This is a genomic window from Kribbella orskensis, from assembly GCF_004342085.1.
Lineage (GTDB): Bacteria > Actinomycetota > Actinomycetes > Propionibacteriales > Kribbellaceae > Kribbella > Kribbella orskensis.
Genome location: NZ_SLWM01000011.1, coordinates 63366 through 76686, shown reverse-complemented (window position 1 = coordinate 76686; position 13321 = coordinate 63366). Strand labels below are relative to the sequence as shown.

Annotated in this window: 11 protein-coding genes; 7 read left to right on the top strand and 4 right to left on the bottom strand. The window is 67.1% G+C overall.

What is annotated here, in order from left to right:
- Positions 1–57 precede the first annotated feature (57 nt).
- Both EV644_RS26380 and EV644_RS26375 read right to left on the bottom strand, forming a co-directional pair.
- A complete protein-coding gene (locus EV644_RS26380) occupies positions 58–762 on the bottom strand; it encodes an alpha/beta fold hydrolase (RefSeq protein WP_132191526.1) in 705 nt (234 codons plus the stop codon).
- A 61-nt stretch (positions 763–823) separates the two neighbouring features.
- Positions 824–1921, bottom strand: coding sequence for an LOG family protein (locus tag EV644_RS26375; RefSeq protein WP_199240010.1), 1098 nt, complete (start codon positions 1919–1921; stop codon positions 824–826).
- 99 nt (positions 1922–2020) lie between these two features.
- Between EV644_RS26375 and EV644_RS26370 the strand changes: the two genes are divergently transcribed.
- Positions 2021–3310 carry an aspartate aminotransferase family protein gene (locus EV644_RS26370; RefSeq protein WP_132191527.1) on the top strand — a complete coding sequence of 430 codons (1290 nt, stop codon included), beginning with the start codon at positions 2021–2023 and terminating at the stop codon, positions 3308–3310.
- A 21-nt stretch (positions 3311–3331) separates the two neighbouring features.
- Here the strand turns inward: EV644_RS26370 and EV644_RS26365 are convergent, their stop codons facing one another.
- Together EV644_RS26365 and EV644_RS26360 are read right to left on the bottom strand one after the other, a co-directional pair.
- Entirely contained in the window at positions 3332–4243 is a 912-nt protein-coding gene (locus tag EV644_RS26365; RefSeq protein ID WP_132191528.1) for an aminoglycoside phosphotransferase family protein, read from the bottom strand.
- A 44-nt stretch (positions 4244–4287) separates the two neighbouring features.
- Positions 4288–6075, bottom strand: coding sequence for a sigma-54-dependent Fis family transcriptional regulator (locus EV644_RS26360; protein ID WP_132191598.1), 1788 nt, complete (start codon positions 6073–6075; stop codon positions 4288–4290).
- Between the two features lie 171 nt (positions 6076–6246).
- Here EV644_RS26360 and EV644_RS26355 point away from each other — a divergent pair, with 171 nt between their 5' ends.
- The 6 genes from EV644_RS26355 to groL all read left to right on the top strand — a co-directional run bounded on the left by EV644_RS26355 (position 6247) and on the right by groL (position 13241).
- Positions 6247–7899 (top strand): aromatic/alkene/methane monooxygenase hydroxylase/oxygenase subunit alpha, encoded by a 1653-nt coding sequence (locus EV644_RS26355; RefSeq protein WP_132191529.1) that lies wholly within the window; start codon positions 6247–6249, stop codon positions 7897–7899.
- An 83-nt stretch (positions 7900–7982) separates the two neighbouring features.
- Positions 7983–9005, top strand: a complete 1023-nt coding sequence (locus EV644_RS26350; protein WP_132191530.1) for an FAD-binding oxidoreductase — start codon at positions 7983–7985, stop codon at positions 9003–9005.
- A 9-nt stretch (positions 9006–9014) separates the two neighbouring features.
- Positions 9015–10121 (top strand): aromatic/alkene monooxygenase hydroxylase subunit beta, encoded by a 1107-nt coding sequence (locus tag EV644_RS26345; RefSeq protein WP_132191531.1) that lies wholly within the window; start codon positions 9015–9017, stop codon positions 10119–10121.
- On the top strand, positions 10118–10474 hold the full coding sequence (mimD, locus tag EV644_RS26340; RefSeq protein ID WP_199234923.1) for a propane 2-monooxygenase effector subunit MimD: 357 nt from the start codon (positions 10118–10120) through the stop codon (positions 10472–10474). Before EV644_RS26345 ends, mimD begins: the two co-directional genes overlap by 4 nt.
- 58 nt (positions 10475–10532) lie before the next feature.
- Positions 10533–11573, top strand: a complete 1041-nt coding sequence (locus EV644_RS26335) for an amidohydrolase family protein (RefSeq protein WP_132191532.1) — start codon at positions 10533–10535, stop codon at positions 11571–11573.
- 18 nt (positions 11574–11591) lie between these two features.
- A complete protein-coding gene (groL, locus tag EV644_RS26330) occupies positions 11592–13241 on the top strand; it encodes a chaperonin GroEL (RefSeq protein ID WP_132191533.1) in 1650 nt (549 codons plus the stop codon).
- Positions 13242–13321 lie beyond the last annotated feature (80 nt).

The following is a 13321-nucleotide window of genomic DNA, read 5'->3' as shown; positions in this document are numbered from 1 at the left end:
TGAGTGGAGATTCCTGTGTAGCACAGGCCGGGAGAGGCTCGCCGTTTTGCTGCCTCGTCAGCCGGCCTGGAGGAGGACCTTCGCGAGGGCTGCCGGCTGGGAGAACATCGGCCAGTGGCCGGTCGGCAGCTCCGCCAGCTCCCATGAATCGGATTTCAGCAGCTCCAGCACATCGGAGGACGGAACGGCGCCGTCCATCAGGCACTTGAGGTACGTGGTCGGGAGCTCGGAGATCGGCCGGACGAGCTTGGCCGGCTCGGTGATCGCCCGGCCCGGATGGGGAGTCGACCGCTCGACGATCGTCGCGACAGCCTCATCGGTCAGGTCCTGACCGGCGTAGTCCTCGGCTGCCAACGGCGGCCAGAACCCACCGCTCTCGGCCAGCTGTCCCTCGACCCACGCACGCCCCTCGTCGGACCACCCGTCGACGAACGACTTCCCGTCGGTGGGCACGTTCGAGTCGACATACACGACCCGGCGCAGCCGATCGCCGATCAGCCCAGCCGCCTGCCCCGCCGGAATCCCCGAGTAGCTGTGCCCCGCCAGCACGACGTCGCGCAGATCGTCGCCCTCGACCACGGCCACGATATCGGCGACATGCTGAGCCTGTCCCACCTCGGCCGCCGCCTCATCCCGCCGCTCGGCCAGCCCGGACAACGTCACCGGATAGACCCGATGCCCCGCCTGTCGCAGTTCCTCCGCCACCTCGTCCCAAGCCCACGCACCAAGCCACGCACCAGGAACCAATACATAATTCGCCATGCGGGCCAGGCTAGACAGTCCCGCCGACAATCCGTACGGCCTTCTCCACTGGGCAGACCGTTCACGGACTGACGAGCTTGGCGGCTTCCTCGATGGTGTCGACGAGGTGGAGGGACGAGGCCATCGGGCGGTCGCCGGCAAGGGCGGTGAGGAGGGGCCAGACCGGTAGTTTCACCGTCCAGTGGTCGATGCCGACGAGGATCATCGGGATCTGGGTGGCCGGGTCGCCGTAGTAGTCGGGGGTGACGGCCTGGAAGATCTCCTGGACTGTGCCGGCGGCGCCGGGGAGGTAGATGATGCCGCCTCGGGCCCGGCTGAGCAGGACGTCTTCCCTCAGGGCGTTGGAGAAGTACTTCGCGATCGCGGAGGCGAAGACGTTCGGCGGCTCGTGGCCGTAGAACCAGGTGGGGATGGAGACGCCACCGTCGCCCGGGAAGTCTCGGCGTACGGCGAGGCCGTCGGAGGCCCAGGCGGCCACAGAAGGTTTGAAGGACGGCACCTGCGCGAGGGCCTCGAGGGCAGAGTCGACCGCGGCATCGTCGTACGAGGAGAGGCTGGAGCCGAGGTTGGCGGCCTCCATCGCGCCCGGGCCGCCGCCGGTGGCGACGGTGAGACCGGCGCGGGCGAGGGCGCGACCGAGCAGGACAGCCGACCGGTACGTCGGGCTGGTGCGGGCGATCCCATGGCCGCCCATCACGCCGATCCACGGCCTGCCGCCGGGGAGTTCGTGCAGAGCATCGGCGATCGAGTGGTCGTGCAGCGCGGCCGCGAGGGTACGGCTGGTGTCGCCCTTCTCGTCGTGCTGCCGAGACCAGGCGTAGATCTGCGCATCCGGAGTCGCCTCATACCCCGAGGACAACCCCGCGTACAGGTCGTCCGCCGTGTACAAGCAGCCGCGGTACGGGTCGAAGGGCAGTTCGGGGATCGCCGGGAAGATCAGCCCGCCGCCGTCCCGGATCCAGGCGGCCGCGGTCTCCTCCAGGTCGCAGCCGAGGAACACCGACCCCGCCGGCGACAGCTTCAGCAGCACCGGCGTACGGCTGGTCAGATCCACCGACTGCACCCGCCAGCCGTTCATCGAGGTGGCTCCGGCGGCGGTTACCTTGTCGAAGTGCGCCAGGGACTCGATGTCCAGGTGCGGGATGCTCGGGGTCGTCACGATCAGCACCCTAAGTCACCGGCAGAGCCACCACGCGACGCCAAGCGGACGGATAGAGCGGCTCTATCAGTCACGACCGAGATGAGGTATTGCTAAGACATGACACATGCGGAGCTGTGGGAGCGTCACAAGGCCGTCATGCCGGACTGGCTCGCGTTGTACTACGAGGAGCCGATCGAGATCGTCAAGGGATCCGGGCGCCGGGTCACCGACGGTGAGGGCAAGGAGTACATCGACTTCTTCGCCGGCATCCTGACCAACGCGCTCGGGTATGACATCGCGGAGATCTCCGACGCCGTCCGCGAACAGCTGGCGAGCGGGGTCGCGCACACCTCGACGGTGTACCTGATCCGCCGTCAGATCGAGCTGGCCGAGAAGATCGCCGGGCTGTCCGGGATCAAGGACGCCAAGGTCTTCTTCACCAACTCCGGCACCGAGGCGAACGAGGCGGCGATGCTGTTCGCCACCCAGAAGCGCCGCTCGAACCAGGTGCTGGCGATGCGCAACTCGTACCACGGACGCGGGTTCGGCACCGTCGCCATCACCGGCAACCGTGGCTGGTCCGCGAGCAGCCTGTCGCCGGTGAACGTGCAGTACGTGCAGGGCGCGTACCGCTACCGCAGCCCGTTCAAGGACCTCCCGGACGCGGAGTACATCAAGGTCTGCGTGGACGACCTCCGCAACGTCATCGACACCGGTACGGCGGGCGACGTGGCCTGCCTGATCGTCGAGCCGATCCAGGGCGTCGGCGGATTCTCGTCACCGCCCGATGGGATGTACGCCGCGTTCAAGGAGGTGCTCGACGAGTTCGGCATCCTGCTGATCTCCGACGAGGTACAGACCGGGTGGGGCCGGACCGGTGAGCACTTCTGGGGGATCCAGGCGCACGACGTGGTGCCGGACGCGATGACGTTCGCCAAGGGCCTCGGCAACGGGTTCGCGATCGGCGGGGTGGTCGCGCGGCCGGACCTGATGGACAGCCTGAGCGCGAACTCCCTCTCGACGTTCGGCGGCAACCCGATCTCGACCAGCGCGGCGAAGGCCACCATCGAGTACCTGGTCGACAACGACCTGCAGGCCAACGCGGCCAAGCGTGGCGCGCAGCTGATGGACGGTCTGCGCGGGATCTCGGAGGAGTTCCCCGAGCTCGGCGACGTGCGCGGCAAGGGCCTGATGCTCGCCGCGGAGATCGTCAACCCCGAGGACGACAAGCCGGACGCGGCGACCACGGCCAAGCTCCAGCAGGAGACGAAGAACCGCGGTCTGCTGATCGGCAAGGGCGGCCTCTACGGCAACGTCCTCCGGATGGCTCCGCCGATGACCCTGACCGAGGAGGAGACCAGCGAGGCGCTGGAGATCCTCCGGGACTCCTTCAACACCCTGCGCTGAACCCGGACAGCTGAACCGGACCTACCGAGCCTGCTCGTGATCGGCCAGCACCCGGTCGATCACGAGCCGGTTGACCGCGGCGCTCTGCTCGTCGGTGTCGATGACATCGGCGAGCACGATCAGCGCCTTCCACAGCGCCCAGCCACGCGCCCGCGCCCACGTGGCGGCATCCTGACCGACCGTACTGCGGAACGCCTCCCGGCTGTCCCCGGAGAACATCGTCCAGGCGATCACCAGATCACAGGCGGGATCACCCACGCCTGACGTGCCGAAGTCGATCACGGCGGACAGCCGTCCGTTCTCAACCAGCAGATTGCCACTGGCGACATCCCCGTGGAACCACGTCGGCGGGCCGTCCCACACCGACTCGAGCGCCGCGTCCCAAACAGCGGCAGCCTTCACGGTGTCGACCCGACCTTCGAGAGCGACGAGTGCCCGACGCGTCTCCTCGTCGTAATGCACCGGCGGCGCACCCCGGTAGAAGCTGTGCGCGGCAGCCAGCGGCCCACCCGTCGCGTCGCAGCCCTGCAACGCGAGAATGAACTCAGCCACCGAGGTCGCGAAGCCCGGCAGATCGTCGATCGTCTCGAGGCTTGCCGTCTCACCGTCCAACCACCGGCGAACCGACCAGTTGAAGGCATACCCCTCGCCCGGAACGCCCTTGCCCACGGGCTCCGGTACTGCGACCGGCAGGTGTGGCGCCAGCCGGGGCAGCCACTCGTCCTCCTTATCCACAGCCGGCGCGTACGCCGCCGCCGTGGGCAGCCGCACCGTCATGGCGTCACCAAGCCGGTAGGTCCGGTTGTCCCAGCCATCCATCTTGACCGGCGTCACCGCGAGGTCGCTCCACTGCGGAAACTGCGCCTTGATCAGCCGCTTCACCAGCCCGACATCGATACCAGCACGGCCGTCGGGATTCGCGTTCTCGATCATCGGCCAAAGTCTCACGGCCGGTCGCACCGCGGTGCAACAGCTTTTCAGATCGTCAGCACGATGCCGTAGTCGCGGATTTTGCGGTAGATGGTGGCTCGGGACATGCCGAGATCGCTGGCGGCCTTGTCTTTGTTGCCGCGGTGGATCACTAGGGCCTTGACGACGGCGTCGCGTTCCAGGGACTCCAGTTGGGTCAGCCGGCGGCGGGTGGTCGCGCGGCATTCGCCGGGGAGGTCGTCGAGCTCGATCGTGCCTGAGCGACGGTGCTGCGCGATCCGCAGCAGGACACGCCGGAGTTGCTCGACGTTGCCGAGCCACGGCAGCCGCATCAGTTGGGCCAGCGCCGCGGGGGAGATGGTCAGGCTGTTGCCACGGTTCAAGCGGCCCAGCAGATGGGGGACCAGCTTGTGCATGTCTTCCAGGTGGTGCCGCAGCGGTGGCACCTCGACAGTGTGCGAGAAGTGGGGCAGCAGTTGCGCATCCACCTCAGGGTTGCGCGGCTCGCTCCGCATCGTGAGAGCCACCCAGACTCCGCGCCGCTGGTCGGCGTACTCGAGGAGTAGTTCGGACAGGGCGCTGATCGTGTCGCTGTCAAGCAGGTGGGCTCGCCGTACGACCAAGGAGCCCGCGCCGACCGACAGTTCCTCGGCGATCGTGTCCAGCCAGGCAGGACTTGCCTCGGCCGAGTCCATTACGCGGAAGTGGCCGGAGCTGTTGCGGAGCTGGTTAACGGACCGCAGCAGGGCGATTTTGCCGACTCCGGCCTCGCCCTCCAGCACCATCCACGACCCGTTGCGCCGGCTGGTGTCCACCGCCTGGCAGACCCGCTGCCACGTCGCGCTCGTCCCAGCCAGTCCAGGCATCACCGGTACGACGCTGGCCGGCGCTCCGGTCGATGAGTCGAGCCCCGACTGCACCTGGATCCGCAGTACGCCACCGGCCAGTTCCGACCCCGCGAAAGACGGTCGGTAGTCCATCCGGGCCACCAGACCGCTCGGAAGGTCCGCGACCAGGGTCACCGGGTTCGGGGACCCCGCGGCATCCGCGGACCTGGCCAGCAGGGCGGCCTGGTCCGCGGGATCGAAGCGCTGCTGCGCTTGGTTGTTCATCATCACCAGGTCGGCGCTGAGCGCCATCACGCCACTGCCCGGGTGCTGACACGCCGCCAGGTAGTCGCGGAACAGGGCGAGCTCCCGAGCTCCGGACCGCGTCAGCAGTTGGTGTTCGATCTTCTGCGCTGTGGACCGTGCGCAGAACATCAGCAGGGCATTGGAATGCGTGACAGACGAGGTGAGGTCCAGTACGCCGAGCAGAGACCCCGTGACCGGGTGGTGGATCGGAGCACCCGCACAGGCGAAGCCGCCGAGGCTGCCGGTGAAGTGCTCGCTGCCCGTCACCATCGTCGGTACTCCGGCCTCCAGGGCGGTCCCGATGCCGTTGGTGCCGACCTCTTCCTCGGCGTAGCTGAATCCGGGGGCGAGGTGGGCCTTGTCGAGTTGCCGGACCAGGGCCGGATCGGGGCAGGCGCGCTGCAGGACGAGGCCGTGCTGGTCGGTGAGGATGATGCTGACCGACTCGTTCGCCAGTTCGTTCGCGAGAGCGCTCAACACCGGGGCTGCGCTGAGCGCAAGCGGAGTGGGGCCATCCAGTTCGTGGTAGGCGGGGTCGAGGTTGTCCGTGTCGACCCGGAGCCGGGAGGACCGCAGCCACGACGCCTGGATCGGCTCGCGCACCACCTTGGAGTTCAGGTCACCGGACGTCAGGAATGAGTCCCGGGCCTGCTGCAGCAGCCGGCCCGGCTTCGGCGTACTGGTCCAGTGGTTTTGATCCATAGACACGCCTCTCCTCGTCGGGGCCTGTCCCAAAGACTAGGTCCGTCGGTCCCCCCACTGTGTCTCAGATTGAGACAAGTGCAAGGCCCCGTCCGGGGTGTGATCTTCTCCACGGCGGCCCAGAGCACCTGCAGAGCCGCTGACCTGATCTGTAGCCCGAGGAGGCAGACCGTGAGCAGGCAGAGTCTGAGCAAGGCACATGCCAAGATCACCGAACTGTCCTGGGAGCCGACTTTCGCCACTCCCGCGACACGCTTCGGAACCGACTACACGTTCGACAAGGCCCCGAAGAAGGACCCGCTGAAGCAGATCATGCGGTCCTACTTCCCGATGGAGGAGGAGAAGGACAACCGCGTCTTCGGCGCGATGGACGGCGCCATCCGCGGCAACATGTTCCGCCAGGTGCAGCAGCGCTGGATGGAGTGGCAGAAGCTCTTCCTGTCCATCATCCCGTTCCCCGAGATCTCCGCCGCCCGGGCGATGCCGATGGCGATCGACGCGGTGCCGAACCCGGAGATCCACAACGGCCTGGCCGTGCAGATGATCGACGAGGTCCGGCACTCGACGATCCAGATGAACCTCAAGAAGCTCTACATGAACCACTACATCGACCCGGCCGGGTTCGACATCACCGAGAAGGCCTTCGCGAACAACTACGCGGGCACCATCGGCCGGCAGTTCGGCGAGGGGTTCATCACCGGTGACGCGATCACCGCGGCGAACATCTACCTGACCGTGGTGGCCGAGACCGCCTTCACGAACACGCTGTTCGTCGCGATGCCCGACGAGGCCGCGGCGAACGGCGACTACCTGCTGCCGACCGTCTTCCACTCGGTCCAGTCCGACGAGTCGCGCCACATCAGCAACGGGTACTCGATCCTGCTGATGGCGCTGGCCGACGAGGACAACCGGCAGTTGCTCGAGCGGGACCTGCGCTACGCCTGGTGGAACAACCACTGCGTCGTCGACGCCGCGATCGGCACCTTCATCGAGTACGGCACGAAGGACCGCCGCAAGGACCGCGACTCGTACGCCGAGATGTGGCGCCGGTGGATCTACGACGACTACTACCGCAGCTACCTGATCCCGCTGGAGAAGTACGGCCTGAAGATCCCGCACGACCTGGTCGAAGAGGCGTGGAACCGGATCTACAACAAGGGCTACGTGCACGAGGTGGCGCAGTTCTTCGCCACCGGCTGGCCGGTCAACTACTGGCGGATCGACCCGATGACGGACACCGACTTCGAGTGGTTCGAGGAGAAGTACCCAGGCTGGTACAACAAGTACGGCAAGTGGTGGGAGAACTACAACCGCCTGCGCTACCCCGGCAAGAACAAGCCGATCGCGTTCGAGGACGTCGACTACCAGTACCCGCACCGCTGCTGGACCTGCATGGTGCCGGCGCTGATCCGCGAGGACCTGGTCACCGAGAAGGTCGACGGCCAGTGGCGCACCTACTGCTCCGAGACCTGCGCCTGGACCGACATCAAGGCGTTCCGTCCGGAGTACGAGGGCCGGCCGACGCCGAACATGGGCCGGCTGACCGGGCACCGCGAGTGGGAGACGCTGCACCACAACCGGGACCTGGCGGACATCATCAAGGACCTCGGCTACGTGCGCGACGACGGCAAGACGCTGATCCCGCAGCCGCACCTGGACCTGGACGACCAGAAGAAGCTGTGGACCCTCGACGACGTCCGCGGCATCAACTTCGCCAGTCCGAACATCCTGCTGAACGAGATGTCCGACGCGGACCGCGAGGCCCACGTCGCGACGTACAAGGCCGGCGGTCCGGCCGGCCGGCCGGCTCCGGCCAAGGTCTGATCCTTCCCCCACGGGCAGGTCGGTGGCGGTGAACCCTGGCATCTCTCGCCGCCACCGATCGCCTGACTCGACAGGAGACGTTGATGGGTGACAAGCACGTCGTGAGGTTCGAGCCCGTCGATCTCGAGATGGAGGTCGACGAGGAGGAGACGGTGCTGAACGCCGCCTTCCGGCAGGGCATCGCGCTGATGCACGGGTGCAAGGAGGGCCAGTGCGCCGCGTGCAAGTCGTTCCTGCTGGACGGTGACGTGCAGATGGACCGGTACTCGACGTTCGCGCTGGCGGAGTACGAGAGCGACGAGGGCTACATCCTGCTGTGCAAGTCGCACGCGTACTCCGACCTCACCGTGGAGCTGATCAACTATGACGAGGAGGAACTGCGCAACGCCGTACCGCTGCAGCACCTGCGGACCAGGATCGCCGCGATCGAGCCGGTCACGCACGACATCGTGTCGCTGCGACTCGACCTGGTCGAGCCTGCCGCCTTCACCTTCAAACCCGGCCAGTATGCCGACATCCGGATCCCGGGACAGGACGGCCACCGGTCGTTCTCGATGGCGAACCTGCCGGGAGAGCCGCTGGAGTTCCTGATCAAGAAGTACCCCGGCGGGCACTTCTCCGGGCTGCTCGACGACACCCTGCAGCCCGGTGACGAGCTCGAGCTGGACGGTCCGTACGGGACATTCACGCTGAAGAAGTCGTCGGACCGGCGGATCGTCTGCATCGGCGGGGGAGCGGGCCTGGCCCCGATCCTCAGCCTGCTCCGCCATCTCGTTGCCGACGGCATCGACCGGCCGGTGCGGTTCTTCTACGGCGCGCGCAACCATGCGGACCTGCTCTACCTGGAGCAGATCGAGGAGATCGGCGAGAAGCTGACCGACTTCGAGTTCGTCGGCTGCCTGTCGGACAGCTGGCCGGACGGCTGGGCCAACACCGGGTTCGTGACCGAGGTGGTGCAGCGGCTGGAGCCAGGGCTGGCCGAGTGCGACGCCTACCTGTGCGGACCACCGCCGATGGTCGACGCGGCGATCGCCCTGCTGGAGATGACGGGCGTTCCGCCCGACCACATCCACTACGACAAGTTCACCACCTCGGTGGCGGAATAGGAGATAGCGATGGCACAAGCAGCTGTCAACAAGGAACGGAGCTTCCCGCACCCGGAGTTCACCGACTCCGAGGCCGGCGCGCTCACGTTCCCGAGCTCCACCAGTCGCAGCTACAACTACTACAAGCCGGCCAAGGCCCGCGCGACGACGTACGAGGACGTCACCTTCGACGTCCAGCCGGACCCGGAGCGGCACCTGTCGCAGGGCTGGATCTACGGCTTCGCGAACACTCCCGGCGGCTACCCGCAGGACTGGACCCGGCTGAAGTCCTCGGACTGGCACCAGTTCCGCGACCCGAACGAGGAGTGGGAGAAGACGATCTACCGCAACAACGCGGCGGTCGTCCGGCAGATCAGCCTGAGCCTGGAGAACGCCAAGCGGGCCAAGGCCTACAGCCACTGGAACCCGGCCTGGGTCCGGTTCATCGAGCGCAACCTCGGTGCCTGGATGCACGCCGAGAACGGGCTGGGCATGCACGTGTTCACGGCGGCCCAGCGGTCGGCGCCGACGAACATGATCAACAACGCGATGGCGGTCAACGCGGCGCACAAGCTGCGGTTCGCGCAGGACCTCGCGCTGTTCAACCTCGACCTGGCCGAGTCCGAGATCGACTTCGACGGTCAGGTGCACCGCGACGTCTGGCAGAACGATCCGGTCTGGCAGGGCGTCCGCGAGAACGCCGAGCGGCTGACCGCGATCGGCGACTGGGGTGAGGCGCTGTTCGCGACGAACATCGTCTTCGAGTCGCTCGTCGGGGTGCTGTTCCGCAGCGACCTGCTGATGCAGATCTCGGCCCGCAACGGTGACTACATCACGCCCACGATCGTCGGCGCCGGCGAGAACGACTACAGCCGCGACCTCGGCTACACCCGGGCGCTGTTCTCGATGCTGACCCGGGACGAGAAGCACGGCGACGAGAACAAGACCGTGCTCGGTGAGTGGCTGTCCACCTGGGTGCCGCAGAGCCTGCGCGCGGCCCACGAGCTGCAGCCGATCTGGTCGCAGCCGAACGAGAAGGTCGTCACCTTCGCCGACTCGCTGGACGCGGCCAAGGCGACCTTCCGCAGTGTGCTCGCCGACCTCGACCTCGAAGCCCCGAAGGAGCTGGACCAGTGACGACGACCAAGGAGTTCGGCGCGGCCGACCGCACCTTCTCGAACATGTGCGGCGTGACCCTGATGAACAACCAGAACGGCTACGTGGTCGCCGAGATCATGGGCCGCAAGGACAACGTGACGATCACCGAGTACCCCTCGATGATCCGGGTCGACGGCGTCGGCAAGCTCACCTTCGACTACGCCGAGATCACCGACGCGCTCGGCGCGGACTTCGACCAGTCCGACTTCGAGGAGATCATGTCCACCCACTACGGGCGGATGGTCCACTTCGACGACAAGACGATGCTCTTCTCCAGCCCGGAGGAGGCCGCGGAGTACATCGACTTCGACCTGGTCGAGGTCCCCAGCTGATTCCCCTGGGCCCCGGCCTGCCGGGGCCCAGGCTGTTGCCTGCCAGGGAGGCAAAACCATGTATGAGAAGAACGGCGAGAAGTACTACGTCGTCGACAGCCACGTGCACTTCTGGAACGGCCGGCCGGAGAACAACCGGAACCGGTACGGCGAGGGCTTCACGGCCTGCTTCTACGACTACCACCGCAACCTGTCACCCGAGGAGTACGTCTGGACGCCGGAGAAGTTCGGCGCCTACTCCGAGGCCGACCTGGTCCACGACCTGTTCGAGATCGGCTACGTGGACAAGGCGATCTTCCAGCCGACCTACCTGACCGACTTCTACGTCGACGGGTTCAACACCACCGAGCGCGACGGCGCGGTGGCCGAGAACAACCCGGGCAAGTTCATCACGAACGGTGCCTGGGACCCGCGCGACGGCGAGGAGGGGCTGGAGAAGCTCGAGGAGCTCCACGCCCGCTGGAACCTGCAGGGCGTGAAGCTCTACACCGCCGAGTGGAAGGGCGACTCCAAGGGCTGGAAGCTGTCCGACCCGTCGGCCGAGCCGTACCTGCGCAAGTGCATCGAGCTCGGCATCAAGAACATCCACGTGCACAAGGGCCCGACGATCTACCCGCTGAACCGGGACGCGTTCGACGTCCAGGACATCGACTACGCGGCCTCGATCTTTCCCGAGCTCAACTTCATCGTGGAGCACGTCGGGCTGCCCAGGCTCGAGGACTTCTGCTGGATCGCCACCCAGGAGCCCAATGTGTACGGCGGCCTGGCAGTCGCGATGCCGTTCATCCACAGCCGGCCCAGGTACTTCGCCCAGATCATCGGCGAGCTCCTCTACTGGATCGGGGAGGACCGGATCACCTTCGCCAGCGACTACGCGATCTGGCAGCCGAAGTGGCTGATCGAGAAGTTCGTGGACTTCCAGATCCCCGAGGATATGCAGTCGGAGTACGGCGTCCTGACGCCCGACGTGAAGCGCAAGATCCTCGGGCTGAACGCCGCCAGGCTGTACGGCCTCGACGTACCGGCCGAACTGCGGATCGCCGAAGACACCGAAGACTCCGACAAGCCGGTCGGCGCCTCGCCGGTCCAGGTCGCCTGACCCGAAGGGAACACCACCATGGCCAAGGACCTCCGCTTCAGCAACGACGCGCGGCAACTGCTCGAACAAGGCGTGAACGCCCTCGCCGACGCGGTCAAAGTGACACTCGGGCCCAAGGGGCGCAACGCGGTACTGGAGAAGCTGACCGGGCCGCCCACCATCACCAACGACGGCGTCACCATCGCCCGCGAGATCCAGCTGCGCGACCCGTTCGCCAACATGGGCGCCCAGCTGGTCAAGGAAGTAGCGATGAAGACCAACGGTGTCGCCGGTGACGGCACCACCACCGCCACCGTGCTCGCCCAGGCCCTCGTCCGCGAGGGACTGCGGGCCGTCGACGAAGGCGCGAACCCGATGCAGCTGCGCCGGGGGATCGAGGAGGCCGTCGCCGCGATCGTGAGGACGCTGCATGCCCGCACGTCCGAGATCGGCGGCCAGGGCGACCTGTTGTTCGTGGCCACCTTGTCGGCCAACGACGACCCGGAGATCGGATCCGTCATCTCCGAGGCGATGAGCCGGGTCGGCAAGACCGGGGTGGTCACCGTCGAGGAGTCACCGGCGTACGGGCTGAGCCTGACCGTTGTCGATGGCATCGAGTTCGACCACGGCTTCATCTCGCCGTACATGGTGACCGACAAGGACCGGATGGAGACCGTCTTCGACGACCCGTTCATCCTGCTCACGAACAAGAAGATCAGCCAGCTGCAAGACCTGATGCCGACGCTGGAACTGGTGACACGGGCCGGCCGGCCCCTGGTGATCCTGGCCGAGAACGTGGACGGCCCGGCGCTGCAGATGCTGGTCAGCAACAACGTGCACGACACCTTCCGCTCGGTCGTCGTCCGGGCACCCGGCTTCGGACACCGCCGGGTCGCGGAGCTGGAGGACCTAGCCGCGGTGCTCGGCGGTCGCGTGGTCAGCGAGGACTCCGGCGTCAACCTGCACTCGGTCTCCCTGGCCGACCTCGGCACCTGCCACCGCATCACCATCACCGAAGCCGGTACGACGATGGTCGGCGGTGCGGGGGACTCCACGGCGGTGGAGGCCCGGTTGCACCAGCTCGAGAAGGAGCTGGAGCGGACCGACAACGAGCACGACCAGGACAACCTGCGGCTGCGGATCGCGCGGCTCGCCGGGCGCGTGGCCGTGATCCACGTCGGTGCGGCGACGGGTGTCGAGCTCAAGGAGAAGCAGCACCGGGTCGAGGACTCCCTGTCCGCGACGCGGGCCGCGCTCGAGGAAGGCGTGATCGCGGGTGGCGGCTCGGCCCTCGCCCAGGCGCGCGACGAGCTGGACAAGCTGGAGCTGACGGGTGACGCGTTGGTCGGGCGGGAGATCGTCCGCCAGTCGCTCGGTGAGCCGCTGCGCTGGATCGCGATCAACGCCGGGTACGACGGCGACGAGGTGGTCAAGACGGTGTCGGAGCTGCCCGTCGGGCAGGGCTTCAACGCGCTGACCGGCGAGTACGGCGACATGTTCGACTTCGGCGTGATGGACCCGGTGAAGATCACCCGGTCCGCGCTGGAGAGCGCCGCGTCGATCGCCGCCCTGCTGATCACCACGGAGACCGCGATCGTGGAGGAGGTCCTCGGCAACCCGGGCGCCATCATGGCTCCCGGCTTCGGGGACCTGGCGGAAGGCATGGTCCGCCCCTCCAACATCTACTGATCACCGGATGACCCAGTTGGCCCGCCCGCCCCCGGTCTCTCCGCCGGGGGCGGCGTCCGTGTCGCGGCGGGCGCCACCCC

Bases quoted from the DNA above. Each gene is read 5' to 3' on its own strand.
- EV644_RS26360 (WP_132191598.1), bottom strand. From the start codon at position 6,075: ATGGATCAAAACCACTGGACCAGTACGCCGAAGCCGGGCCGGCTGCTG.
- EV644_RS26380 (WP_132191526.1), bottom strand. From the start codon at position 762: ATGGCGAATTATGTATTGGTTCCTGGTGCGTGGCTTGGTGCGTGGGCT.
- EV644_RS26335 (WP_132191532.1), top strand. From the start codon at position 10,533: ATGTATGAGAAGAACGGCGAGAAGTACTACGTCGTCGACAGCCACGTG.
- groL (WP_132191533.1), top strand. From the start codon at position 11,592: ATGGCCAAGGACCTCCGCTTCAGCAACGACGCGCGGCAACTGCTCGAA.
- EV644_RS26370 (WP_132191527.1), top strand. From the start codon at position 2,021: ATGACACATGCGGAGCTGTGGGAGCGTCACAAGGCCGTCATGCCGGAC.
- EV644_RS26345 (WP_132191531.1), top strand. From the start codon at position 9,015: ATGGCACAAGCAGCTGTCAACAAGGAACGGAGCTTCCCGCACCCGGAG.
- EV644_RS26365 (WP_132191528.1), bottom strand. From the start codon at position 4,243: ATGATCGAGAACGCGAATCCCGACGGCCGTGCTGGTATCGATGTCGGG.
- EV644_RS26350 (WP_132191530.1), top strand. From the start codon at position 7,983: ATGGGTGACAAGCACGTCGTGAGGTTCGAGCCCGTCGATCTCGAGATG.